Genomic DNA, 23,515 nt, shown 5'->3' with positions numbered 1-23,515 from the left:
TCATTACTCAACAATCACACTCATACCAACTCGTAACCCTTGAATAGGTTGAGTTGGACGAGCTTCAACTTCAAACGTTCGCATATCAAAACCTTTCGCGGTGTCGGTTGCACGCCACGTCGCAAAGTCACCCATAACCGCTACATGGGTCACTTTCAGTTGATAGCTTTTATCTCCTAGTGCAGGAATAGTCACGTTAAAGGTTTTACCTTGTTGGTAATCTTTTAATTTATCTTCACGAACATTAAATACAGCCCAAGCATCGCTAATATCAATAATATTAACCACGGGGAAACCTTGTGGTGCTAATTCTCCATCATGTAATAGTACTTGTGATACTTCACCTTTATGCCAGCTACTTACTTTTGTATCAGCAACATAAGCTTGAACTTCAGCAACAGCGCCTGCTGCCATTTTTACTTTTTCTTGAGCTGCTCGTTTAGTTTCAACACGCGCGCCTTCTTTAGCCATTTGATACATCTGGAAAGCAGCACTTTCTGTATATTGAGCCGCTTGCCATTGGGTATACACTTCGTCACGCTTTTGTTCTGCTAATACACCATCTTTATATAGGTTATTTATACGAACATAAGTTTTTTGCATCAGTGCCGCCGCCGCTTTTGCTTTACCCCACTGATCTTTTGCCGCCGCAATTTGTTGAATACGAGCGCCATTTTCTGCTTCTTGAGCTAATGCTCCCGCAGCTTGTTCGCCCGCTTGTGCTTGTTCTAATTTAGCATCAATTTCAGGGCTTAAAATAGTAAAAATCAACTGTCCAGGTTGTACTTCATCACCCTTACGTACTAAAACTTTGTCAATACGCCCCGGTACTTTAGAGGCGATATTATATTGCTGGGCTTCAATTTGACCTTGCATACGTTCGGGTTGAGGTTGGTAAGCATGCCAGAAGGTATAACCGAGCCATCCAACCACTGCGATAACAGGCACCGCCACTGCAATTGCTTTTAACTTACTCATTATAATTTAACCTCGATCCCTTGATATTGCTGATAATTTTTGAATGTATTCATCTCGCCACTGATAGCAAGTAAGCGCGTTAGACTCGCGACATATTGATAAGCTGCCGCTAACCGTTGCGTTTTAATACTGGCAACAAATAACTCGGCATCGACGACATCTAATGACGTTGATAATCCTTGGCCAAACGCTTTTTCTCGCAAGACACTATTTTCATTCGCCAGTGCTAAGCTAGATGCAAGACCGTTATATTCTTCTAATGCTTGTTTCGCTTCACGGTACGTTTTTTCAACTAATACCGTTAGATCTTGCTGTGCTTGCGCTTGTAAGTGATTAACTTGTGTCACCATTGAATGCGCTGCACTTAATTTCCCTGAACGACCAGAGTTATCAATCAGTGGCACACTCACCCCAACCCCTACAGCCCAATCAGGAGCCAGTGTTGCGGCTAAACTACCACTGTCATGCAAGTTATAATCACCATATAAATACACTTCAGGGTAATATTTGCCTTGTTCAACATCTATCAAGCCTCCCGCTTGCTTACGTTTAGCATCCAAAATATGTAAGCCGGGATACGTCGCTAAGGTTTTATCAACAAAAGCAGACATCGGTGGTAATGAATGATTAATAAACAACCCGGTTGATGGCATTGCAGGCGTAGTTTGTTTTAATAGCTGCGTTAGCGCTACTTGTGCGATTTCTAAATCACGTAAAGACTTCTGTTGTTCGACTTTAGCTTTATCATAAGCGGCTTGCGCTTGTAACCGTTCAACTCGCGCAATTTGACCTTGCTGTTCCAACTTTATGGCATCTTCATAATGACGTTGTAAGCCACTCGCTACTTCAGTACGGGTTTGTAATACATTTTTTGCTAATACTACCCCAAAATAAAAACGGGATAAGTCTTCAAACTTTGCTTGTTGCTGCATGGCTAACATGTATTTTGCTTGGTCTGTTTTTCCTTCAGCAATATCTTGTGCCGCATTAATTCGACCACCAGTAAATATTGGCCAGATAGCACGAATCGAGCTGGTAAATACATCACGATCAGAAATATTAGATGTCAACGCCGAGTTTAATTGTGAATTAGATATAATATTATTGATCACTTGACCAATTTCAGTCTGTGAAGCTGAAGTACTACCAAAAAGATCGGATGGCGACAATTTAATATCATGATCTAAACGAGTATAATTAGCCCCTATGGTAACCTTAGGTAAATACATATCTCGAGCTGCATCTTGCATATATTGTGCTTGTTCAACACTGGCTCGATCAGCCGCTAAGCCATCATTTGTCGTAACAACAGTATGCCATGCATCATTAAAACTAACGGGGGCAGCGTGTACCGTTGGGACGATAGCTAATAATACAATCGCGAGTTGCTTCACCATCAATGGCCTAATCTTCATGTATTAACCTTTAACCTCTTTCCAGCCAATGCGCAAATATAGAGTACATACTCTAAAATGATAAATTTTAACAGATAATGAAATGATTACGTTATTTTAATTATCTATCTATTCAGCACAAATAATAATGTCCGTTTTAACTACAAATAAAATAGCCCACAAAAAGTGGGCTATTAATATTTAGTCAAATAATCACAGTTATTCAATAAGCAATAATTAACGTGCTAAACGAATTAATGAGCGTCCTAATAAACACTCTAGTTCACCAATACTTTCTTTGCCGTAACGTTGCTCACAAAGCATAAACAAACGTTCAATGCCACGATGAGCAAATTCATGAGATGTTTCAGCAGAGGAGATATGATGGAACAATAATCGTAAAATAGCGCGAAAACTTTCATCATCTAATGCAGCAGACCAACTTGTTGCAAATGCCTGCAAATCCCCAGTTAAATCCAACTTATCAACAAAGAGATGGTAGATGCGACTATCAAGTGCATGAGCAAAATCTTGCTTCTTAGGAAAGTGATGACTAATGCCTGTTCTTGATATACCCGTTTGGTTACTCAAGGTGGTATACGACATTTTATCGTAACCTAAGGTCAATATTTGCTCAATCACAGCATCCATGATGGTCTGAATAGTGATCTCTGTGTCTTCTTTACTACGCTTGGGCATAATGCGTTGGCTCTGTTCTAATCATTTTATGCAACGATAATACCCTTAACACGATATAATCATGTCAAGAATATTGGTTCGCTGTAGTATTACAAAATGTTTTTCGCTTAACTAGGGCAAAGCGGCATAATTAACGATTAAATTTTCTCGCGTGTTGTTCAATATCACGATATAAAATTTTAGTCCAATATGGTTGCGTGTTTGCAGCGAGCAATTTACCTTTTCGAGGATCGTGTGGGCTTATCAGTACTTCGATATTATTAATACCCGTCCTTTCAGCTAATAAAAACAATTCTTCAATCGCGTAATCTCCCATAGCCAAGCAACCTATAGAGGATTCTTTACCGTGAATAAAAATATTACTCCCCGGTGCAGTACGTCCTTCTAGTTGCGCATACTTTCGATCAAATGCGTTAGGATAATTGAGCTTCATTGATAAATGATAACGGCTATTAGGGTTAAGTAATGACACTTGATAAACGCCTTCAGGTACTTGTTTATCGCCTTCACGCATTTTCGGCCCCATATGACCACTCATTTTTTGTATATCATAATGTTTTACGTAAGACCATTTACCCTTTTCTTTCGCCCACAGCTCAACGCTTTGCTCTTGTTTCATCGCAAATAAAGCAATGTTTTGCGGCGGATAAGTTAACCCAACATTATCAAAATACCGTTTCAGTCGTGGCTCAACAAAAGGCGAATAACGGTTCATAACATCACTAACAGTACGACTGCCTGTTGGTGGATATAATGAATAAGTTGATGATGGAATATATAACGGCTCTGCGCGTGCGCAACTGATTGATGTTAACACTAGCATTACTGGACAAATAACGTTCTTTAGCACACTACCCTCAATGATAATTTTTCTACACGCATAACATTGCGGTAATTTACCGATAACTAACCATGCTCTATGGCTGAATAGTATCAGTTTACTCGAATTATTGCTTAAACAACCATCAATTTATACGTCAATTTTCATGATTTCGTAAACTTATACAGTAGTCGTGATCTAACCCTTTAAAATCTTTACAATAGCATTATAAATTATACCTATTTAAAAATGAGACGATTTTGCAGACTTTAGAACAATTACGCTCAGGCCAACTTGAAGGTGTCACTCATTTAGCTTTAAGCGAACAACTGACTCACTTTCCTGAAGAGATTCTCACGCTTGCAAACAGCTTAGAAGTGTTAGATCTAACCAACAATCAATTAAGCCATTTACCTGATAGTTTCAGCCAGCTAACTAAATTACGCATTATTTTTATTTCTAATAACTGCTTTACAGCATTACCCACGATTTTAGGCTCTTGTTCTAATTTAGAAATGATCGGCTTTAAATCAAATCAGATCACTACTGTTGAAGCAAGTGCACTTCCTAAAAAATTACGCTGGCTAATCTTAACCGATAATAAAATCACAGCCTTACCTGAAGCACTCGGCGATTGTATCCATTTACAAAAACTGGCACTTGCAGGTAACGCTCTAACAGCGCTACCACTCTCAATGAAGCGATTAGTTAACTTACAATTAATTCGATTATCCGCAAATGCATTAACCGCCTTTCCAGATCAACTATTAGATTTACCCAAATTAGCATGGCTTGCTTTTTCTGGTAATCATTTCAATCGTTATCAACAGGTTACTAATTCACTGCCTGATGTTGCCTCAAATGATTACCAACTAGAAAAAATATTAGGACAAGGGGCTTCTGGAGTTATCTCTTTAGCTCAATGGCGATCTAACCCACATCAACTAGATAACGACATTGCGGTTAAAGTATTTAAAGGCCAAGTCACTTCAGATGGTTACCCGCAAGATGAATTAAATGCATGTTTAAAAACAGGCTCACACCCCAATTTAGTGGCATCATTAGCTCAAGTTAGCGAACCCGATTATCTCGCATTGATAATGGCATTAATTCCAGCCCATTATCATAATCTTGGATTACCACCTACTTTAACTACATGCACTCGCGATACATTTCCAACTGAATTTACACTGTCAATTGAAGCAATCATGAAAATTATTGTACAAATGGTCGATGTAATTAGCCATATGCAGACACAAGGCGTGGCTCATGGTGATATTTACACACATAACGTATTAGTTGACGACAATGCTAATATTTTAGTGGGTGATTTTGGGGCTGCATCTATTTATGATGATTTATCCTCAGAACAACAACAAAAAATTACCGCTATTGAGTGGCGAGCTGTTGGCTATTTTATTGAGGATTTATTATCTATTTGTCATACTCAAGATAAGAATACAGCGTTATATCAACAATTATACACCCAAGCCCAAGGTTATATTTCCGCTTAATTACCATTGTTCTCTTCTAATATCCTTACTCAATTTATTCATGTCACATAAGACACCTAAATTGAGTAAGTCCAACGCCCAGTTATTTATACAACTCATCAAAGTGTTATTATTCAAATTCTTAGCTTTATTTTCTCGTCTTGTAAGGCTATATAAGACTAATTAACTAGTATATACACTCTTGACTATAGTAAATATAACAGCTTAAATTTAACATTATAGTAACACGGTGAATTTCGGTCCATTTATCAATCGGAGTGCTTATGGCTCAATTGCAAACACCTGCTGATATGATCATCAAATGGGCCAATGAGTGTCCTGACGATGTTTATTTAAAGCAAATTATTAATCGTAAATTTGTAAATTACACTTACGCAAGTGTTGCTGATAAAGCACTACGGCTTGTTACTGCATTTCAGCAACTGGGCATTCAGCCCGGTGATCGTATTGCGCTGATTTCTAAAAATTGTGCCGAGTGGTTTATTTGTGATCTAGCCATGATGTTAGGTGGTTATGTTAGTGTCCCTATCTTTCCTACCGCGGGGGCTGACACCATTACTCATTGTATTGATCATAGTGATGCAGCGTTAGTCATTATAGGAAAATTAGACAGCCCAACCGTTATCAATAACGTCATAACTAACCACGCTAGCCTACCAACAATTGCCTTTTCTTACCCTGGCACACCGACATGTCAGTATCAATTCGATGACCTTATTGAACAATATTCACCAACGACTGAACGTCGAACACATCATGATACAGATTTAATGTCGATTGTTTACACTTCAGGCACATCAGGCATGCCTAAAGGTGCAATGTTAACTTATGGTGCATTTGTATGGTCATCACACAAAATTATTGAACATATTGGTTTAGAAAGTAATGAACGCCTATTTTCTTACTTGCCACTAGCACACATAACCGAACGTGTGTATATCTTTGGCTCTTCAATTATGTCAGGGTTACAGGTCGCATTTCCTGAATCTCTCGATACATTTATCGACGATGTAAAAATGCACAAACCGACTATATTTGTATCTGTACCTCGTTTATGGACCTTATTCCAACAACGGATCCAAGATAAACTGCCACAACCTAAATTAAATATTCTACTTAAAATCCCATTCATCTCGACATTCATTAAACGTAAATTAGCGCAAGGATTAGGACTCGATCAAGCACGGGTGCTCGGCTGTGGTTCTGCTCCCGTATCTGCTGGCTTATTATCTTGGTATGAAAGTATTGGACTTAATATTACCGAAGCATGGGGAATGACCGAATCATTTGCTTATAGCACCCTTAATCATCCTTATCGTAGTGATAAAATTGGTACTGTCGGTCGTGCAGGTCCCGGTATTGAATTAAAAATTGCAGCAGATAAAGAGATTTTAGTTCGTAGTAAAGGCTTATTTAGTGGTTACTATAACAATCCACAAGCAACCCAAGAAAGTTTTGACAATGACGGCTGGTTATATACTGGTGATATCGGCGATGTAGACAGCGATGGTTATTTAACGATTCAAGGTCGTAAAAAAGACACATTTAAAACAGCGAAAGGCAAATTTGTTTCACCGGTCCCTATTGAAAAACGTTTAATGGATTTAGGTAATTTTGAGATGGTCTGTTTAATTGGATCGGGAATGGCCGCACCTATTTTATTAGCTATCGCCCACAATTATACTCAATTTGATCAATCGCGTTATGAGAAAAAACTCCAATCGATTATTGAAAAAATTAATACTGAGCTTGAATCACATCAAAAAATAAAAGGTGTATTGATGATCAAAGAACCATGGAGTATTGATAATGGTATTTTAACACCAACATTAAAAATAAAGCGTCATGTATTAGAACAACACTATGCAACACTTGATGATAATTGGAATAATAAACAACTAATAAAATGGCAATAATAAATAGTATTTTTAAATTTAAGTACTAAATCTAATAATAGATTTAGTACTTATTATATATTATGTTATTTTTCACCAGCTTTAACACTTCCCGTATTAAGCCATTCAACCATATTAAAGTATTTTTCAAAAGTACGATACATAGCAAAAAGAGGTGTTGTAATTTCACCTTTTTCATCATAACAATAAATAAAGTTATTCGCATTTGAACGGTTTTGTGCTGAGAAGAAAATTGCACGATCTTTATCTATATTCAAAAAAGCATCAACATCGCTCTCATCGCATAGATCACGATCAGACATAGTAAAGAATAAGTTATCAAAGTTAACACGTTGCTTACGGCGATCCCACTTTTCTTTTGCTAATGAAAAATCTTGATCATGGATAAAGTGAATTTCAATATCATCTAGATGCGCAACAACATAGTTACATTTACCCGCATACTTTGATTCAGGAACCTCAACAAGTTCTTGTGAAAAATAGTATTTTAGATTCTGGCAAAATTTAATATAACAGCTAGAATAAAAGAAACAATCAACAGTAGGTGAGTTAAATGGTTGATCTAAATCGCTACAAGTAATACCACCAATACAGTTATTGGAAATAATACTAAAATTTTCATTCGTTAACTTTTTCTTATGTTTATCATTTACATAAGAACGATAAACTCTAAATAAGGTTCTCTTATAAACGTATGCTATAACTCGTTGAATCATTGATTATCCTTGGGGATTTTTAAAATATAAAAATTGACTATAATTTATTATATAAATTATACCAAGATAAAACAAACAAATAATATAATTCAATTTTATATGTTTAACTTAATAATAAGTAATTCTTTCATATATAACAAAAAAATTAATTGTTTATATAATTGTTATTAATATAATAAAACTACTATATTACTCTTATTCATGAAAACATAGAATAATTTTCACTTATCACAGCAACTCAGATAAGTTATACAATATTAATTCAATTAAAAATTATAGTCTTATAATATAATTCATCTAACTGTGTATTATTTCAAATACAAACAACATCTCTTATTATATTATTTTTTTATCAATATATTATATAAATAAATTAAATATTAGAAGAGCAAGATAACCGCAACAGAGACAGATCTACTGTAAATATAAAAAATAAGCAATTTGTATCATTGCCTAAAATCTGATTATTCTACATACAAAAATCCTCACATTTCTGACGAGGATTCGTTGTATTGTGCAGCGGACGTGAACTTGCCATTCCGAAAATCAGCGCGCCCCCCTAGCGTGACGGGTCGCAATCATAAGCAAAGGGATATTACGTTCTATTGATTAGAATTTAGATACATTAGATGCAAAAAATCCCCGTCATTTCTGACGAGGATTCGTTGTGTTGGCGGAGCGGACGGGACTCGAACCCGCGACCCCCGGCGTGACAGGCCGGTATTCTAACCAACTGAACTACCGCTCCAATTCTGTATGAAATTCGATTAAATCAAATTTCTAGAATATGGCGGAGAGATAGGGATTTGAACCCTAGATACGCTATAAACGTATGCTGGTTTTCAAGACCAGTGCTTTCAACCGCTCAGCCATCTCTCCAATGCCGCGCATGATAACGAGGTTAATGAATGGTGTAAAGCTAAAGTTTAATTTAAAAGATCAACCGAATGTTTTTTATACTAAAATGGCTCTTTATCATTTATTTACACATAAAAAAAGGTCGACACACTGTCGACCTTAATAAATATAACTCGGTATGATTTTATTTTTCAGCTGCAATCACAGAGATTTCAACTAATAAAACATCACGTGCCATGCTTGCTTCAACACATGCACGAGCAGGAGCATAGCCGGCAGGTACCCAATTGTCCCACACCGCATTCATCTCAGCGAACAAACTCATATCTTTAATATAAATAGTCGCTGATAACATATGCTCTTTATCACTGCCCGCTTGTTCAAGCAACACTTCAACTTTATCAAGCATCGTCTGTGTCTGCTCGGTAATGTCTTTAGTTGCATCAGCACAAACCTGACCACAAAGATAAATAGTACCATTGTGCTTAACAACACGACTCATACGGGCTTTTGTTTCTTGACGCTCGATCATAAGACTCTCTCTGATTGGTTTAAATAAGCAAATAATTCACTATTAACCGCACCAAGATAGCAAATAAACTTACTTTTTTGTATTTTATTGCAACTAAATTTTAATCATTTACCCAGTGAGTCTTCTAATCGTGCTTTCCAGATAGCCATTGCTAGTGCCGGTTTGCGTAAAACTTCAGGGGTTGGAATCCAACCATGTTTAATTTTAGCGAACACATCAAAGCGCTCAGCAGTACCTGCCATTGCTTCAGCAACAACCTTACCTGCAATATTAGTTAATCCTACACCGTGACCGGTATAGCCATGAGCAACATAGATATCATTGCCTAGATGATCGATTTGCGGCATATAAGAACGAGTAACTGCAAACAATCCGCCCCAATGGTATTCCATCTTCACGTCAGCAAGTTGTGGAAAAACAGTAATCATGCGCTGGCGTAAACGCTCACTTGAATCACTGTACTCGCCGTTGAATGGATGATTGACACCACCAAACAAAATACGACCATCCGGTGTTGGGCGGTAATAATCAAGGCTGTTATTTAAATCTGACATTGCCATCATATTACTGATAGGTTGACGATCGCCCAATTGCTCTGTCACACCAATGTAAGATACAACAGGCAGTACAACGCTTTGTGCTTTACGATGTAATCCTTCAAGATACGCATTACAAGCTAATAAAACTTGTTTGGCTTTAACCTGACCTTTTGGCGTATGGATAATATGCGGATTGCCTTTGTCCAATTTTATTGCTGGCGTATTCTCAAAAATAGTCGCACCTAAGCTTAACGCTGCTTGTGCTAAACCTAAGGTGTAATTCAATGGGTGCATGTGAGCACTGTTTGAATCATATAAGCCACCTAAATAACGCTCAGTGTGTGCCACTTGATTGACTTTATCTTTGTCCCACCAGCTAGCACTTGGATAATCATAACGGCTCTGTTTTAAGTCATACCAAGATTTTAGTTCTGTTTCTTGGCTTTTCTTCAACGCCAGTTCGATATAACCCTGTTGAAAATCACAATCAATATTAAATTTCTCGATGCGATCACGAGCAATATCAACCGCTTCACAAGAGAGATCCCACAGTTGTTTACCCCACTCAGGTCCGTATGTTTCATCAACTTCACGTAACCCTAGGCAATAACCCACTAAACACTGACCTCCATTACGCCCAGACCCTCCCCATGCTAAGCGTTGTGATTCAAGCACCACAACAGAGAATCCTTTCTGACGTAATTCAATCGCGGCGTTTAATCCTGTCATACCACCACCAATAATACATACATCAGCTTCAATTGCTTGATCTAGTAGGGGTTGTTCAGGTAACGCATTAACGGTTGCTTGGTAGTAACTATCGATATATTGACTGTTGATTGACATTCCAATTGCCCACAAAAAAAATACAGGTTAAAAATCGCGCGGATAATGTCACGAGTCTTGATGCTTCACAAGCAATTTATTACTGTGACTTAGTTCATAATTTAGCTTGATTGTTTTTGACACAAACAAACTTCTGTCTAATATCCGCGCTCAGATCTGACTTACCTGGTCAATTAGGAATTAATAACATGAAGAAAATATTCAAAGGGGTGACCACACTAGCATTCGCACTTTCAGCATTTAATGTTTCGGCAGCAAATGATGTGCTTAACGTTTACAACTGGGCTGAGTATATGCCAACAGATGTAATCAAAGCCTTTGAAAAAGAATATGATGTCACCGTCAATTACTCTACGTTTGATAATAATGAATCGATGTATACCAAGCTCAAGCTACTTGATAGTAAAGGCTATGATGTTGCATTTGCTTCAACGTATTTTATTGAAAAAATGGCCCGTGAAGGCATGCTTGCAAAAATAGATAAAAGCAAAATGCATCACTTAAATGACATCTATTCTGGTCTAATGAAACAACCATTTGATCCCAACAATGATTACTCTTTACCTTATGTATGGGGTGTCACGGGGATTAGCTACAATGCAGAAGTAATCACATCCGATCAGGTAACGAGCTGGAAAGATTTATGGAACACCAATTTCAAACAACAAGTGATGTTACTTGATGATGTTCGAGATGTGTTCGGTATGGCACTGCGGGCACAAGGTCATAGTATTAATAGCACCAATGAAGCAGAAATTAAGCAAGCTTACGAGAAATTACGTCAATTACGCTCAAACGTTGTCGTTTATAATTCTGATGCTCCTCATGTTCCTTATGTTACCGGGGAAGCAATGGTAGGAATGCAATGGAACGGTAATGCTTTTATGGCACAAAAAGAAATGCCAGAGCTTAAATTTGTTTATCCAACCGAAGGCGCTATTTTATGGATGGATAACTTTATCGTCCCTAAAGGTAGTGAGCATAAAGATCTCGCATTTAAATTTATCGACTTCTTTATGCGTCCTGAAAATCAGGCAAAAATTGTTGAAGAGCTAGGCTTCCCTGCCCCAAATAAACAAGCCAAACAGTTTTTACCGACTGAATTACAAAATGACCCGATGATTTTCCCAACTGACGCACAAGTTGACCACGGTGAGTTCACTGATGATGTAGGTGACGCTGTTAATATTTACCAAAAATATTGGCAGATGCTAAAAAGCTAATCACAAAAAAGGCTACAGTTAATAGTTAACTGTAGCCTCTCTAGTGTTATATCACTACTCAGTGACATTAGTTCATATCTAAACCAGCAGCATTCAATTGTGGTAATAGATCAGCAACAGCAAGTGGTGTATTCCAATCAATATGAATTAACGTCGTTCCCATCTTACGACATGCTTGTGGTAATACAGCATCATGAAATGCATCAATATCACTAATATAACCAATATCTAATCCCATTTCCTCTGCACGTCCACGCTGACGCATACGGCTATAAGCCACTTCAGGATCGGTTTTTAAATAAATACAATAATCAATGGTTGGGTATTGATTGATTTGACTGATCAAATGCTGATAGCACGCCATATGCTTAGCAATATCTTCAGCCGTGCTGTTGTAATTAGCAATACAAGCATGAGTAAAGACTAAATCACTAAGTAAAGAACGCTCAATAATATAGACACCTTGAGGATTCAAATTATTCAAAAGTTCAGCACGTTGAGCCGTGATGTAGCACTGAAAATTACTGCGAGCCTCGACGTTAAATGGATCACAAGTAAATTCACCTAATAAATGTTGAAATTCAGGATCAGAATCTACTGGTTCTAAAATGGCAGTTGCATTTAAGGCGACAGCTAATTGAGGGAGTAAGGTCGATTTACCAGCACCAATATTACCTTCTACACATATAATTTTAGGCTTATCCAAGAACTTTTCCCTCTGAAGACTTATAGACAGAGAACCACGCAGTGATACTCTTAAGATTTGCTAATGCAATAAGCTCGACATTCTGAAACTAATCGCCCCAAAAAACCATGTTTTATGTGTTGTTTGGCTATTAAAAAAGCAAAAAACAGCATTTTAATAATAATGATGAGATTAAAAATAAGAATTATTATCGTAGCACAGCATTTTCAAATAAATAAAAAATAATAAACACAATGACTTAATTATGTTTTTCATTGTAACTATTAATGTGTAAAAATTTAAAGGCAAAACATTGTTTGCATGATAGCATTCGAAAAAAGCGCATTTACAAGGATGATATGATGTCACTAGAAGCTGCAATTGCCTTCTTTTTTGCTATTTTTATTTTTGCTATTACTCCCGGGCCTGGTGTATTTGCTATTCTCGCCAAAGCAATGGTCGAAGGTCCTCGTCAATGCATCATGATGGCATTAGGGATGGTAGCAAGTGACCTGCTTTATTTACAATTAGCCTGCTTTGGTTTAGCGACTATCGCTGACAATTGGTCAGAAGTGTTTGTGATTATTCGTTATTTAGGCGCAGGTTATTTAATTTACCTCGGCTATAAAATGTTGACGGCTTTATCACAAAACCAACAATCAGATACTGAGCAACAGCCACAGCAAGCACCTTTAGCCAGTTTTGGTCATGGCTTTTTGATTTCAGCCTCTAATCCAAAAGTTATTTTGTTCTATGTGTCTTTTTTACCGACGTTTATTGATTTAACCCGTTTAAACAGCACTGATATCATTCTAATTTCTGTTTTGTCATCCATTGCCTTGATGTCAGCCATTATGTTAGTTGCTTATGGCGCTTCACGATTAGCTAAAGTGATTAAGACACCCATCGCACAGCAACGGTTAAATAAAACAGCGGGTAGCATTATGATCGCGGCAGGCGCGTATTTAGCGGTGAATAAGTAGTTGTTTGATTCACGACTAACTAACCTTATGTCATTCTCGACAGCGAGGTGACGAACAACCACCCGTCATTCCCTACAGTGAGGTTACGAACGAGATAGGGAATCTACTGCCCGCGCGTCGTAAAGTGACTGTTTTTGTTGAGTTTTAACGTATATTCACTGCCGTCTTTAATGCTCAAACACGTGACGAATAGATCACGGGTAATAACCCACAATTATTTAGCATAGAACAGATGCAAAAAATCCTCACATTTCTGACGAGGATTCGTTGTGTTGTGAAGCGGACGTGAACTTGCCATTCCGAAAATCAGCGCGCCCCCCAGCGTGACAGGCCGATATTAACACTTATGCCGTCATTTATCGCATCTAACATTTATTATCTAGATTTTGAAACTCCAGATGCAAAAAATCCTCACATTTCTGACGAGGATTCGTTGTGTTGGCGGAGCGGACGGGACTTGCCATTCCGAAAATCAGCGCGCCCCCCAGCGTGACAGGCCGATATTGACACTTATGCCGTCATTTATCGCATCTAACATTTATTATCTAGATTTTGAAACTCCAGATGCAAAAAATCCCCGTCATTTCTGACGAGGATTCGTTGTGTTGGCGGAGCGGACGGGACTCGAACCCGCGACCCCCGGCGTGACAGGCCGGTATTCTAACCAACTGAACTACCGCTCCAATTCTGTATGAAACTCGATTAAATCAAATTTCTAGAATGTGGCGGAGAGATAGGGATTTGAACCCTAGATACGCTATAAACGTATGCTGGTTTTCAAGACCAGTGCTTTCAACCGCTCAGCCATCTCTCCAATGCCGCGAATAATACCTATCATCACGGTGGCTGTAAAGGCTTTTTTTATAAAAACATTATAATTAATGACTTTTGTATTACTATTCAACCAAAGCCATCAAAAGAGCATCTTTATGATCATAAAATCATCATTTTCATGCTGTTACTCATATATAAAAATGCGTTAAACAAAATGAACAATGGTTTGAATCAGTTTAGTCGCCAATTTTGCAGTCTGATTATCGTAATCATATTCTGGATTCAACTCTGCAATATCAACAATTTTAACTTTGCCACTCGCCATAATATATTTAATTGCCCACTCCACCATTGATAAGCTAACACCATGCATACGCGTCATATTCGCACCAGGAGCAATCGAGGAAGAAAATACATCAAGATCGATACTCAATTGAATACAATCAACACTATCAATAAAGCTATCTAATTGTGCTTGAACATGTTTTTTATTACGCGTCGTCATTTGATTATCAAGTAGCCACTGACAACCGAGATCTTCTGCCAATTTAAACATTGCTTGTGAATTAGCATGATCACAAATACCAAGACCAAGAAAATCAAAACTGCGCTGTTGTTCTTTGCTATAACACCATGCAGCATGAAACGCAGATCCCGCCCGTAACGATAATGATGGTCTTAGTTCAAAATGCGCATCAAAATTAATCACGCCCACTCGTTGCGGTAACAATTGTGGTTGCTGATCTTCAGTAATCATCACGGGGGCTGATTTTACTTCGGTACTGAAATCAGACAGTGCTTGATAACTAGCAATAGAGATTTCATGCCCACCACCGAGCACAACAGGAAAATGACCATCACGTAAGCAACGCAATAATAATTGGTGCTGTCGTTGGCTAACGGCAGCAAAACTATGATCATTATTGTTTTGTTCTATATCACCCGCATCATAAAAAGGTAATTTTGTTTGAGCATGGGTGTAAGGCAATATCCGTCGAATACTTGCAGGACCTTCTTTCGCGCCTTGTAAGCCACGTCCCCAATCAAGACTCAGATCAGAAATGACACCAACAAGCATAATACCGGGCTGGTATTGCTGGACATAAGGGCTGATGAGCGTATGTTTACGATGGTATGCCATCGGTTTTTGAGGCTCATTTTTAAATAACTTTTTTAATTGATCAACTAACATACGCCAATCTTCCCTCTCTTTCATTGCACAAACAACACAGGCTAGTGTTGTGGTGGTAATGCTCTTGCTGCTTGTAATACACTCATTACAATTTTATTTTTACGGCTATTTATACGCTCTGCTAGCGCCATAACACTAACCGCACCGACAACTTTATTACCAACAAATACCGGTGCACTCACACCAGAAACACCCGCATCAATTTCGGATGTACTGATTGCAAAACCATCTTGTTTAATAAGATCTAATTCAGCAATCCACGTATCTATCTGTGTTTGTTCGGTAATATCATAATGCTCTAAAATCGTTAATTGGCGAGCTAACGGTAAGTAAGCCAAAATAACTTTAGCTGATGCACCACGAATCAATGGCTGGCTTTGGCCTTTTTCATAACTACAACGCAACGCATAAGGGCTATCGATACTATCAACACAGAGTGCATTAAAACCTACGGCAACCATATACGCTGACATCTCACCAGTTTGCTGCTGTAATCGTTTTAAAATCGGTCTTACACCATCAGGTAATGGTGAATTCATTTCAAAATTACGTTGCAGTTGTAACGCAGCAGGACCCGCACTATAAGTATTACGCCCATGATTCTCTTCAATTAAATTCCAATCACGAAGCAACGCTAAATAGCGATATAAACTACTTATCGGCATTTCCATTTCGGTACTGAGTTGCTGTGCTTGAAGCGGTACATTTGACGCCGCAATATGAACCAGCACTTGTAACAATTTTTCATTAGCGCTTAGTGAATGAGTCACAGGTAAGTTATCTCTAATTTGTGTGATGATTATTTGTAACCAATTATAGCGCGAACAACAAGAGGAATTCTTATATTGTAAGAAAATATAGGATTTATTTGCTTTGTTTTATTACCTTACGAGAAATTAAACTATATTTGAAATCTTTAGCTCCAAAAATAAGTATTCCGATTACTCTTTTTTAAGTTGGTTTAATATTTCAACGTAAAAATAAAAAAAACGTCTTTACTTAGCATAAATACAGATCTAACTAGCCAGAATAAAGGGGTGCTGGTAAAATATTTGCATAATTGACCGTTTAAAACAGTAAAAGAGAGTGATTCCTCATGGGAAGAAAGTTCGAAGTACGCAAATTGTCTATGGCAAAAACCCAAGGCGCTAAGATCAAGGTTTACTCAAAGTATGGTAAAGAGATCTACGTTTGTGCTAAGAACGGTAGTCCGGATCCTGATAGTAACCTAGCGCTTCGTCGTCTTATCGAAAAAGCGAAAAAAGATCAGGTACCAAGCCACGTTATTGAAAAAGCAATTGATAAAGCAAAAGGCGGCGGCGGTGAAGATTACTCAACTGCACGTTACGAAGGTTTTGGCCCAGGCAACTGCATGGTTATCGTTGACTGTCTAACAGACAACAACAACCGTACTTTCATGGACGTTCGTCAAGCATTCGTTAAAAACAATGCAAAAATCGGTAGCCCAGGCACTGTTGGCCACATGTTTGAACACCAAGCTGTGTTTGAATTTAAAGGTACTGACGAAGAAGTTGTTCTTGAAAATCTAATGATGGAAGACGTAGACGTTACTGACATCACTTGTGAAGATGGCGAGATCACTGTTTACGCTCCACATACTGAATTCTTTAAAGTGAAAAACGCACTTGCTGCAACAATGGCTGACGTTATCATTGATTCAGAAGAAATTGCTTTCGTACCACAGACAATGACTGAATTGGCTGGTGACGACATTGCAATGTTTGAAAAATTCCTTGATGCACTAAACGATTGTGATGACGTACAAAACGTTTACCACAATGCGGAAATGGCTGACTAATTATAGTCTTTCATTTCTTCACAAAAAGGTCACTTTAGTGGCCTTTTTGTTTATCCCCTTAATAATATCTACGATTAAAAACATTGACTGCACTACAATTATAATAATGCTAATGTTCAAGCCATTATTTATTATTTTTCCTTAGATATAATATTGATAAAAAGAGTAATTATTACGCTTGTGAGCCACATTATTTAAGCCTATAACTAATACAGGCATTAAATTATGTATTTTTAATCTCAATGATTAAACGAGGGCTTAAACTAATATGAATATCTTAATCGTATTAACATCTCATCAAAATTTAGGTACAACCACAGCAAAAACAGGCCTATGGTTAGATGAATTTACCGTCCCTTTTTATCTATTTAAAGATAATAGCGATACAGTGACTCTTGCCTCGCCTTTAGGTGGACAAGTGCCTATCGATCCCAAAAGTGATACCGCAGAGATGCAAACAGAATCAGTTATTCGATTTAAAAATGATTCAAATGCAATCAAACAGTTAGCCAACACCTTACTCTTATCAACTATCGATCCAACTGATTATGACGCTGTATTTTATCCTGGTGGACATGGACCATTATGGGATTTATCGCAAAATGCGGCATCAAAACATATTATTGAATCAAGTTATCAACACCACAAACCAACAGGCCTTGTTTGTCATGGCCCCGCAGCATTAAAAGCACCTAAAAATGCTGATGGCAGCCCACTTATCGCGGGTAAAAATGTCACAGGTTTTAGTAATAGTGAAGAAGACGCGGTTGGATTAAGTACTGTGGTTCCTTTTTTGCTGGAAGATATGTTAACTGGCCAAGGGGCACATTATAGCCAGGGCCCTGATTGGCAGAGCTATATTGTGGTCGATGGCAATCTTATCACAGGCCAAAATCCAGCATCAGCACAGGCTGTTGCGGTAGAGATAATTCGTCAATTAAAAGCACATTAATATATGTCCCTTCAATTGTAACCTATCTTTAATAAATTTATTATCAGATGGTTATTTAAAAAGTTTCCGCTAAATATATAAAAGCCTAGTTATTTAACTTAACTAGGCTTACTACTTTCTCTCTATAATTATCACTATAGCACTATGCGTTATTTAACGGCCAGTGATCAAAATAAATATGGTTTGCTTGCCAATCAACTTTTTCATGGTTATCAGCTAATAAATAACGTGCCACTGTAAAGGCAAATTCAAAACTCACCCCCAAACCACGCCCAGTAATAAACTGCCCATCAACAACCACTTTCTGTTTAATAAACTCACCATCATCAAACTTTTCCGCCAACTTATCACCGGTAGTATATGTACGACCTTGTAATAAATGATGCGCAGCAAGTACTTTGGCGCCAGATGAGCATAATGCACAAATATACTTATTGGCTTCAATATGACGCTTTAAAAAAGCAATAACATTGGCGTTAGCGGATAAATTATCAGTTCCTTGTGGTCCACCAGGCATCATAACCGCATCATAAGTCTTATCAAATTTATCTGTTAACACATAATCGGCGCTGATTTTAGTTTCAAAGTAAGTATTAAGCGCTGTGGTTTTCATGCAAGATAATACATCCACTTTAATATCCAAACGGCGCATAATATCGATAAAAACCACCGCTTCGCCTTCTTCAAAACCATCAGCAAGCAGTACTGCCACGTGTTTTACTTCTGCCATCATCAATCCCTATGCCTTCAGCTGAGCAATCATTGCACACACTTCACGTACATTACCGGCAATCAGCTCCCAGTCATGATTAGTAATTGCCTTGGTTGGTGCAATCCATGTTCCACCACAAGCGATTACTTGTGGAATAGCTAAATACTCACCCAAATTAAGCGGTGTCACACCGCCCGTTGGCATTAACTGAACCTGACTATAAGGCCCAACTAATGATTTAAGCATGTTCACACCACCAGAAGCTTCAGCAGGAAAGAACTTCAGTGCGCTCACACCTAATTCTAATGCTTGCTCAACCAAGCTTGGATTATTCACCCCAGGGATCATTTTGATATTATTGGCTAGGCAATATTTCACCGTGGTTGGATTAAACCCAGGGCTAATAACAAAATCAGCCCCCGCCTCAATAGCTGCATTAACTTGTTCAACCGTTAAAACAGTGCCTGCACATAACACTATCTCAGGATAAGCAGTGCGAATTAAGCGAATAGATTCCGCGGCAGCTACGGTACGAAAGGTAATTTCAGCAGCAGGCAAACCATTTTCAACTAATATTTTAGCAAGAGGCACAGCATCTGCTGCATGTTCAATTTGAATGACAGGCATAACTCGCAATGCACGCAAACGATCAATCCATTCATTTGTCATCATAATTACTACTCATTAAATCCGTTAAATATTGGGTACATTGCAGAGGAATAACGGCACCGCGATACTGAATTACTTGAGCGGCAAGATTATTTCCCCACTGACAGCAAGCAATCATTGGCATACCTTTGGCCCATGCCGCTAAATAAGCTGCATTAAAAGAATCCCCTGCGGCTGTTGTATCGATGACAGCATCAATTTTATTACCATCAACCAAGCCTTTTTGACCTGCTTGTGACCACATCGCGCCTTTACTGCCTAACTTCACCACCACTTGGCTAACCCCTAAACGGTGCAAGCGATCAGCAATAATGTCTGCGGGAGTATCCAGTTCGCCTCGTAATAAATCTTCATCATCAGCGGTAACTAACGCAATATCAGCCAAGCGATACAATTCTGATAACCATGTTTTTGCATGGGTCACACCATTCCATAATCGTGGCCGATAATTTGAATCAACCGCAATTTTACAACCTGAAGCTTTTAATTTTTCAAGGGCTTCAACGAGCTTAATTTTGCCATGTTCAGGCAAAATAGCCAAAGAGATCCCTGAGAGGTAGATCAAATCATAGTCTTTTAATTGTGCCATAATCTGCGAAAACTGAGCATGTTCACACATATAGCGTGCAGCGGAATCATTGCGCCAATAATGAAAGCTACGCTCTCCTTCGGCATCAATTTCAATGGCGTACATGCCGGGTAATTTATCGCGCTCACGCATCACAAAACGGCAATCAATGCCTTCATGCTGCCATGCATCAATCATGGCGTTACTATAATTATCAATGCCTAATGCGGTGACATAACTAGGGGAACTTTGAGGAAGCAATCGAGAAAGATAAATCGCAGTATTAAGCGTATCGCCACCGAAACTTTGTTGCTGAGTTGCAAAAGGCGCACCACTCAGCTCAATCATGCACTCACCTAAAATGGCAATATTGCGCTTTATTGCTGAAGTTGGAAATGTCATTTTTCCTCACCTATTAACCATTATTCGCTATCAGAAAAAAGGCCATGACGATGAGATATGAAAATCAATCATGGCCAAAAAACATCATCACTCAAAGTTATAAATGTAATGCCAAATAAAGCTGATCAGCTTAAGGGGGAAATGGCATTACATTGTGTCATCCCTGGCGAGAGGTTATAGTCTGTGGCTAATTACGCTTTTCCTTCGCTACCACATACGCGAATTTTATCTTGAATAATTTTCTTCATTGCTGCTTTACCCGGAATAATATAATGACGTGGGTCATTCGCTTCAGGGTGCTCAATAAAGTATTGTTTTACAGCATCAGCAAAGGCGATTTTAAGTTCAGTCGCAACATTCACCTTCGTAATACCGAGTTCGATACAACGACGTACATCAGCATCTGGCACACCTGAAGCGCCATGAAGCACTAATGGTGTATCCGTTTTACTACGAATAATGCCAAGACGATCAAAATCTAATCGCGGTTGCTCTTTATACATACCGTGAGCAGTACCAATAGCAATCGCTAATGAATCAATGCCTGTCGCATTAATAAATTCAACCGCAGCATCAGGATCGGTGTAAAGTGCATCTTTATCTTCAACAATAAGATCATCTTCCTGGCCACCTAAACGACCTAGCTCTGCTTCAACAGAACAATCCCAACCATGACAAAATTGCACGACTTTACGGGTGAGATCAATATTGCCTTCAAAGCTATGATGCGAACCATCAATCATCGCTGATTTAATACCTGCTTCTACTTTAGTACGAATATCACTGAACGACTCATGATGATCCATATGTAGCGCAATTGGCGTTTGATAAATATTTGCCGCTTTAAGACAAATACCCACCAAATAATCAGTGCCCGCGTAAGAATAAGTTCCAGGCGTGCCAGCAAGAATAACGGGAGAACGCATCTCAGCCGCTGTTTCAAGTACAACTTGAATTGTCTCAAGATTATGAATATTAAAAGCAGGAACGGCATAACCGCCTAGCTGCGCTTTCAACAGCATTTCACGCGAAGAAACCAAAAACATAAAAACCCCAAACCTTCCGTTAACTTTCGATTTAGATAATATTCGAAAACAAAAACAAATAAAAAGATCTGAATCACATAAACACTTTCAAATCGAAAATAAATAACAAAATGAAATTAAAAGAAATGAGACATTTTGGATGAATAACAGGTAATGCCTTTACGCAATAAGTTATTCTTCGGCCTTTCCGCTCGTCCTAAAATAGTTTCTAGCCAGTAAGAACGGGCTGATTGGGTCTCTAAACGACGAGATAATGGATTTTGTTCGGTGATATAATCATTTTTAAATATCACTACCACCTCTTTCGTTTCGAAAACGCCAATGACTTGTGCATTAATCGCCTTAAATTCCACATTAAAATTACTTTGTTCAATGGGTAATGGTTGTGGATCTGCTTGCCACAAGCCACATCGATCTCCACAAAATAATGCAATATTCAATGCTCGCAATGACCAGAAACTGCTTGCTGGGCCACTGTAGTTATCAACTAATCGAGTATCATCATCAAACAGCCCTTGTGTTGGCGCGCCATGTTGCATTGCACCATGGCCAATAAAATATTCCAAACTAGTAGCAAAGGCGCGTTGAGCTTCACCAGCAGTAATAGCTTCACTGTGTTGATCTATAGCCATAATCAGAGGTGCGGTGGCGGCAAGACGATAACAGGCACTGCGGCCAAAAAAAGGCAGGCCTTCTGCGGTAAATAAATAGCGATATTGACTGACAAAATCCGCAAGAGCTTGATGAATAAATCCGCTATCAAAACTTGAATCTATTTGATCGAGCCAATAGAGTGAGTAATGAAATCCCCACGCGTTGTAATAATCATAATTCCCTTTCGCACCATCACGGAACCAGCCATCACCCACATGAAACGCTTTAATGCGTTGGTATTTATCCTGTGCAATAGTGTCTTCACCCGTTAATGCCTTAATGACAAATTGCACCGTCAACGGAAAAAGGTGCCAATTATTATCAACCGTTTGACAATGGTTAACTTGTTTAAACCACGTAATAATTTGGGTCTGCTCAGCCGTGTTCATTGGTTGCCAAACATGGTCACGACTCAACCATAGCGCTAACGCTAAATCAGCACTTTCACAAATACGCTGATCATAGTCATGCAATTCCCCCCAATATCCCGCATGCTGGGGGTCGGTTCCTGCTAAAAAAGCATTACGTAACATTGCAACAAGGTCTAATGGCTGACCATTTAGCCCCTCTAGCGGCTGCGAACCATGCTGGCTGACCCATGCAGCTATTGTAGGTAACACTCGACTCGTGCCTTCCATCGCATCGGTACGTGCACTTTGCTGGCTAGGGCGCCCCGGATAATAAGCATGGCTATAGTCCCATACCGCATAATGATCAAACGCTTGTGCAACATAACGCACCAAATATTGGCATTTGTTCTCAATACTCAGCGCATCATTAGTAAAACAGGCCGCCACTGCAGCATCATGATCAGAGTAAGTCGCCGCTTTCATTTTTAAACGCACAAGTCGCTGTTTAAATAACGTCAAATACATTGCCGGTGTTGGATGCTCATAAGGAATAATGGGGCGTTCAGTTGCTTGAATTTGTTTTGCTACATAAGGTAATGGCTCTGTAACATCGGCGGGGGTATTTAACGCCGATTCAGAAAGTGAAATAGCCGCTTGAGTATCATGTATCATTG

The 23,515-nt window shown here is 38.6% G+C and carries 21 protein-coding genes and 4 tRNA genes; 6 read left to right on the top strand and 19 right to left on the bottom strand.

All coding sequences use genetic code 11. The features are described from left to right. Positions 1-3 precede the first annotated feature (3 nt). The 4 genes from CZ809_RS00530 to CZ809_RS00515 all read right to left on the bottom strand — a co-directional run bounded on the left by CZ809_RS00530 (position 4) and on the right by CZ809_RS00515 (position 3,921). Complete coding sequence (locus CZ809_RS00530; protein WP_080155505.1) at positions 4-978, bottom strand: HlyD family secretion protein; 975 nt, start codon at positions 976-978, stop codon at positions 4-6. Next, positions 978-2,393, bottom strand: coding sequence for a TolC family protein (locus CZ809_RS00525; RefSeq protein ID WP_080155504.1), 1,416 nt, complete (start codon positions 2,391-2,393; stop codon positions 978-980). Before CZ809_RS00525 ends, CZ809_RS00530 begins: the two co-directional genes overlap by 1 nt. A 216-nt stretch (positions 2,394-2,609) precedes the next feature. Further along, positions 2,610-3,071, bottom strand: a complete 462-nt coding sequence (locus CZ809_RS00520; RefSeq protein ID WP_080155503.1) for a TetR family transcriptional regulator — start codon at positions 3,069-3,071, stop codon at positions 2,610-2,612. A gap of 130 nt (positions 3,072-3,201) precedes the next feature. Next, positions 3,202-3,921: a L,D-transpeptidase family protein gene (locus tag CZ809_RS00515; protein WP_080155502.1), complete on the bottom strand. Its 720-nt coding sequence runs from the start codon at positions 3,919-3,921 to the stop codon at positions 3,202-3,204. Positions 3,922-4,151: 230 nt separating this feature from the next. Here CZ809_RS00515 and CZ809_RS00510 point away from each other — a divergent pair, with 230 nt between their 5' ends. Then, on the top strand, positions 4,152-5,405 hold the full coding sequence (locus CZ809_RS00510; protein ID WP_080155501.1) for a leucine-rich repeat-containing protein kinase family protein: 1,254 nt from the start codon (positions 4,152-4,154) through the stop codon (positions 5,403-5,405). A gap of 290 nt (positions 5,406-5,695) precedes the next feature. Continuing rightward, the gene (locus CZ809_RS00505; RefSeq protein ID WP_210434267.1) at positions 5,696-7,321 is read left to right on the top strand and encodes an AMP-binding protein; all 1,626 of its coding nucleotides are present in this window, start codon (positions 5,696-5,698) and stop codon (positions 7,319-7,321) included. Between the two features lie 65 nt (positions 7,322-7,386). Here the strand turns inward: CZ809_RS00505 and CZ809_RS00500 are convergent, their stop codons facing one another. From CZ809_RS00500 to CZ809_RS00480, 5 genes are all read right to left on the bottom strand, one after another. Then, positions 7,387-8,037, bottom strand: a complete 651-nt coding sequence (locus CZ809_RS00500; protein WP_080155499.1) for a DUF1919 domain-containing protein — start codon at positions 8,035-8,037, stop codon at positions 7,387-7,389. A gap of 671 nt (positions 8,038-8,708) precedes the next feature. Then, positions 8,709-8,785: transfer RNA gene (locus CZ809_RS00495), tRNA-Asp, on the bottom strand. Positions 8,786-8,825: 40 nt separating this feature from the next. Continuing rightward, positions 8,826-8,916, bottom strand: a tRNA-Ser gene (locus tag CZ809_RS00490). Positions 8,917-9,079: 163 nt separating this feature from the next. Further along, a complete protein-coding gene (locus tag CZ809_RS00485) occupies positions 9,080-9,427 on the bottom strand; it encodes a RidA family protein (protein ID WP_080155498.1) in 348 nt (115 codons plus the stop codon). A gap of 104 nt (positions 9,428-9,531) precedes the next feature. Next, the gene (locus CZ809_RS00480) at positions 9,532-10,812 is read right to left on the bottom strand and encodes an NAD(P)/FAD-dependent oxidoreductase (protein WP_080155497.1); all 1,281 of its coding nucleotides are present in this window, start codon (positions 10,810-10,812) and stop codon (positions 9,532-9,534) included. Between the two features lie 188 nt (positions 10,813-11,000). Between CZ809_RS00480 and CZ809_RS00475 the strand changes: the two genes are divergently transcribed. Continuing rightward, a complete protein-coding gene (locus CZ809_RS00475) occupies positions 11,001-12,035 on the top strand; it encodes an ABC transporter substrate-binding protein (protein WP_080155496.1) in 1,035 nt (344 codons plus the stop codon). 67 nt (positions 12,036-12,102) lie between these two features. Here the strand turns inward: CZ809_RS00475 and CZ809_RS00470 are convergent, their stop codons facing one another. Then, on the bottom strand, positions 12,103-12,741 hold the full coding sequence (locus tag CZ809_RS00470; protein ID WP_158258924.1) for a deoxynucleoside kinase: 639 nt from the start codon (positions 12,739-12,741) through the stop codon (positions 12,103-12,105). A 341-nt stretch (positions 12,742-13,082) separates the two neighbouring features. Between CZ809_RS00470 and CZ809_RS00465 the strand changes: the two genes are divergently transcribed. Beyond that, positions 13,083-13,703: a LysE family translocator gene (locus tag CZ809_RS00465; protein ID WP_080155494.1), complete on the top strand. Its 621-nt coding sequence runs from the start codon at positions 13,083-13,085 to the stop codon at positions 13,701-13,703. A gap of 606 nt (positions 13,704-14,309) precedes the next feature. Here the strand turns inward: CZ809_RS00465 and CZ809_RS00460 are convergent. The 4 genes from CZ809_RS00460 to CZ809_RS00445 all read right to left on the bottom strand — a co-directional run bounded on the left by CZ809_RS00460 (position 14,310) and on the right by CZ809_RS00445 (position 16,439). Next, a tRNA-Asp gene (locus CZ809_RS00460) sits at positions 14,310-14,386 on the bottom strand. A gap of 40 nt (positions 14,387-14,426) precedes the next feature. Beyond that, positions 14,427-14,517: transfer RNA gene (locus tag CZ809_RS00455), tRNA-Ser, on the bottom strand. Positions 14,518-14,682: 165 nt separating this feature from the next. Further along, on the bottom strand, positions 14,683-15,669 hold the full coding sequence (locus tag CZ809_RS00450) for a formimidoylglutamase (protein ID WP_080155493.1): 987 nt from the start codon (positions 15,667-15,669) through the stop codon (positions 14,683-14,685). A 41-nt stretch (positions 15,670-15,710) separates the two neighbouring features. Next, positions 15,711-16,439 (bottom strand): IclR family transcriptional regulator, encoded by a 729-nt coding sequence (locus CZ809_RS00445; RefSeq protein WP_162841586.1) that lies wholly within the window; start codon positions 16,437-16,439, stop codon positions 15,711-15,713. A 326-nt stretch (positions 16,440-16,765) separates the two neighbouring features. On the opposite strand from CZ809_RS00445, the gene CZ809_RS00440 reads away from it, so the two are divergent. Further along, entirely contained in the window at positions 16,766-17,488 is a 723-nt protein-coding gene (locus tag CZ809_RS00440) for a YebC/PmpR family DNA-binding transcriptional regulator (protein ID WP_080155491.1), read from the top strand. A 268-nt stretch (positions 17,489-17,756) separates the two neighbouring features. Beyond that, positions 17,757-18,440 carry a type 1 glutamine amidotransferase domain-containing protein gene (locus CZ809_RS00435; RefSeq protein ID WP_080155490.1) on the top strand — a complete coding sequence of 228 codons (684 nt, stop codon included), beginning with the start codon at positions 17,757-17,759 and terminating at the stop codon, positions 18,438-18,440. A 142-nt stretch (positions 18,441-18,582) separates the two neighbouring features. Here the strand turns inward: CZ809_RS00435 and CZ809_RS00430 are convergent, their stop codons facing one another. The 5 genes from CZ809_RS00430 to CZ809_RS00410 all read right to left on the bottom strand — a co-directional run bounded on the left by CZ809_RS00430 (position 18,583) and on the right by CZ809_RS00410 (position 23,513). After that, on the bottom strand, positions 18,583-19,170 hold the full coding sequence (locus CZ809_RS00430; protein WP_080155489.1) for a DJ-1/PfpI family protein: 588 nt from the start codon (positions 19,168-19,170) through the stop codon (positions 18,583-18,585). Between the two features lie 9 nt (positions 19,171-19,179). Next, a complete protein-coding gene (locus CZ809_RS00425) occupies positions 19,180-19,824 on the bottom strand; it encodes a bifunctional 4-hydroxy-2-oxoglutarate aldolase/2-dehydro-3-deoxy-phosphogluconate aldolase (protein ID WP_080155488.1) in 645 nt (214 codons plus the stop codon). Next, the gene (locus CZ809_RS00420; protein WP_080155487.1) at positions 19,811-20,791 is read right to left on the bottom strand and encodes a sugar kinase; all 981 of its coding nucleotides are present in this window, start codon (positions 20,789-20,791) and stop codon (positions 19,811-19,813) included. The genes CZ809_RS00425 and CZ809_RS00420 overlap by 14 nt, the downstream gene beginning before the upstream one ends. Before the next feature lie 191 nt (positions 20,792-20,982). After that, positions 20,983-21,837, bottom strand: a complete 855-nt coding sequence (locus CZ809_RS00415; protein ID WP_045036245.1) for a tagatose bisphosphate family class II aldolase — start codon at positions 21,835-21,837, stop codon at positions 20,983-20,985. A gap of 116 nt (positions 21,838-21,953) precedes the next feature. Beyond that, positions 21,954-23,513: a DUF2264 domain-containing protein gene (locus CZ809_RS00410; RefSeq protein WP_080155486.1), complete on the bottom strand. Its 1,560-nt coding sequence runs from the start codon at positions 23,511-23,513 to the stop codon at positions 21,954-21,956. Between the last annotated feature and the right edge of the window lie 2 nt (positions 23,514-23,515).

This window comes from Photobacterium piscicola, assembly GCF_900166965.1.
Lineage (GTDB): Bacteria > Pseudomonadota > Gammaproteobacteria > Enterobacterales > Vibrionaceae > Photobacterium > Photobacterium piscicola.
The sequence above is the reverse complement of the archived record's forward strand: the minus strand, read 5'-3'. Positions and strand labels throughout refer to the sequence as shown.

Excerpts from the sequence above, each read along its gene's own strand:
- CZ809_RS00530 (WP_080155505.1), bottom strand. The coding sequence starts at position 978 with ATGAGTAAGTTAAAAGCAATTGCAGTGGCGGTGCCTGTTATCGCAGTG.
- CZ809_RS00525 (WP_080155504.1), bottom strand. The coding sequence starts at position 2,393 with ATGAAGATTAGGCCATTGATGGTGAAGCAACTCGCGATTGTATTATTA.
- CZ809_RS00520 (WP_080155503.1), bottom strand. The coding sequence starts at position 3,071 with ATGCCCAAGCGTAGTAAAGAAGACACAGAGATCACTATTCAGACCATC.
- CZ809_RS00505 (WP_210434267.1), top strand. The coding sequence starts at position 5,696 with ATGATCATCAAATGGGCCAATGAGTGTCCTGACGATGTTTATTTAAAG.
- CZ809_RS00500 (WP_080155499.1), bottom strand. The coding sequence starts at position 8,037 with ATGATTCAACGAGTTATAGCATACGTTTATAAGAGAACCTTATTTAGA.
- CZ809_RS00485 (WP_080155498.1), bottom strand. The coding sequence starts at position 9,427 with ATGATCGAGCGTCAAGAAACAAAAGCCCGTATGAGTCGTGTTGTTAAG.
- CZ809_RS00480 (WP_080155497.1), bottom strand. The coding sequence starts at position 10,812 with ATGTCAATCAACAGTCAATATATCGATAGTTACTACCAAGCAACCGTT.
- CZ809_RS00475 (WP_080155496.1), top strand. The coding sequence starts at position 11,001 with ATGAAGAAAATATTCAAAGGGGTGACCACACTAGCATTCGCACTTTCA.
- CZ809_RS00465 (WP_080155494.1), top strand. The coding sequence starts at position 13,083 with ATGTCACTAGAAGCTGCAATTGCCTTCTTTTTTGCTATTTTTATTTTT.
- CZ809_RS00450 (WP_080155493.1), bottom strand. The coding sequence starts at position 15,669 with ATGTTAGTTGATCAATTAAAAAAGTTATTTAAAAATGAGCCTCAAAAA.
- CZ809_RS00440 (WP_080155491.1), top strand. The coding sequence starts at position 16,766 with ATGGGAAGAAAGTTCGAAGTACGCAAATTGTCTATGGCAAAAACCCAA.
- CZ809_RS00435 (WP_080155490.1), top strand. The coding sequence starts at position 17,757 with ATGAATATCTTAATCGTATTAACATCTCATCAAAATTTAGGTACAACC.
- CZ809_RS00430 (WP_080155489.1), bottom strand. The coding sequence starts at position 19,170 with ATGGCAGAAGTAAAACACGTGGCAGTACTGCTTGCTGATGGTTTTGAA.
- CZ809_RS00425 (WP_080155488.1), bottom strand. The coding sequence starts at position 19,824 with ATGATGACAAATGAATGGATTGATCGTTTGCGTGCATTGCGAGTTATG.
- CZ809_RS00420 (WP_080155487.1), bottom strand. The coding sequence starts at position 20,791 with ATGACATTTCCAACTTCAGCAATAAAGCGCAATATTGCCATTTTAGGT.
- CZ809_RS00415 (WP_045036245.1), bottom strand. The coding sequence starts at position 21,837 with ATGTTTTTGGTTTCTTCGCGTGAAATGCTGTTGAAAGCGCAGCTAGGC.
- CZ809_RS00410 (WP_080155486.1), bottom strand. The coding sequence starts at position 23,513 with ATGATACATGATACTCAAGCGGCTATTTCACTTTCTGAATCGGCGTTA.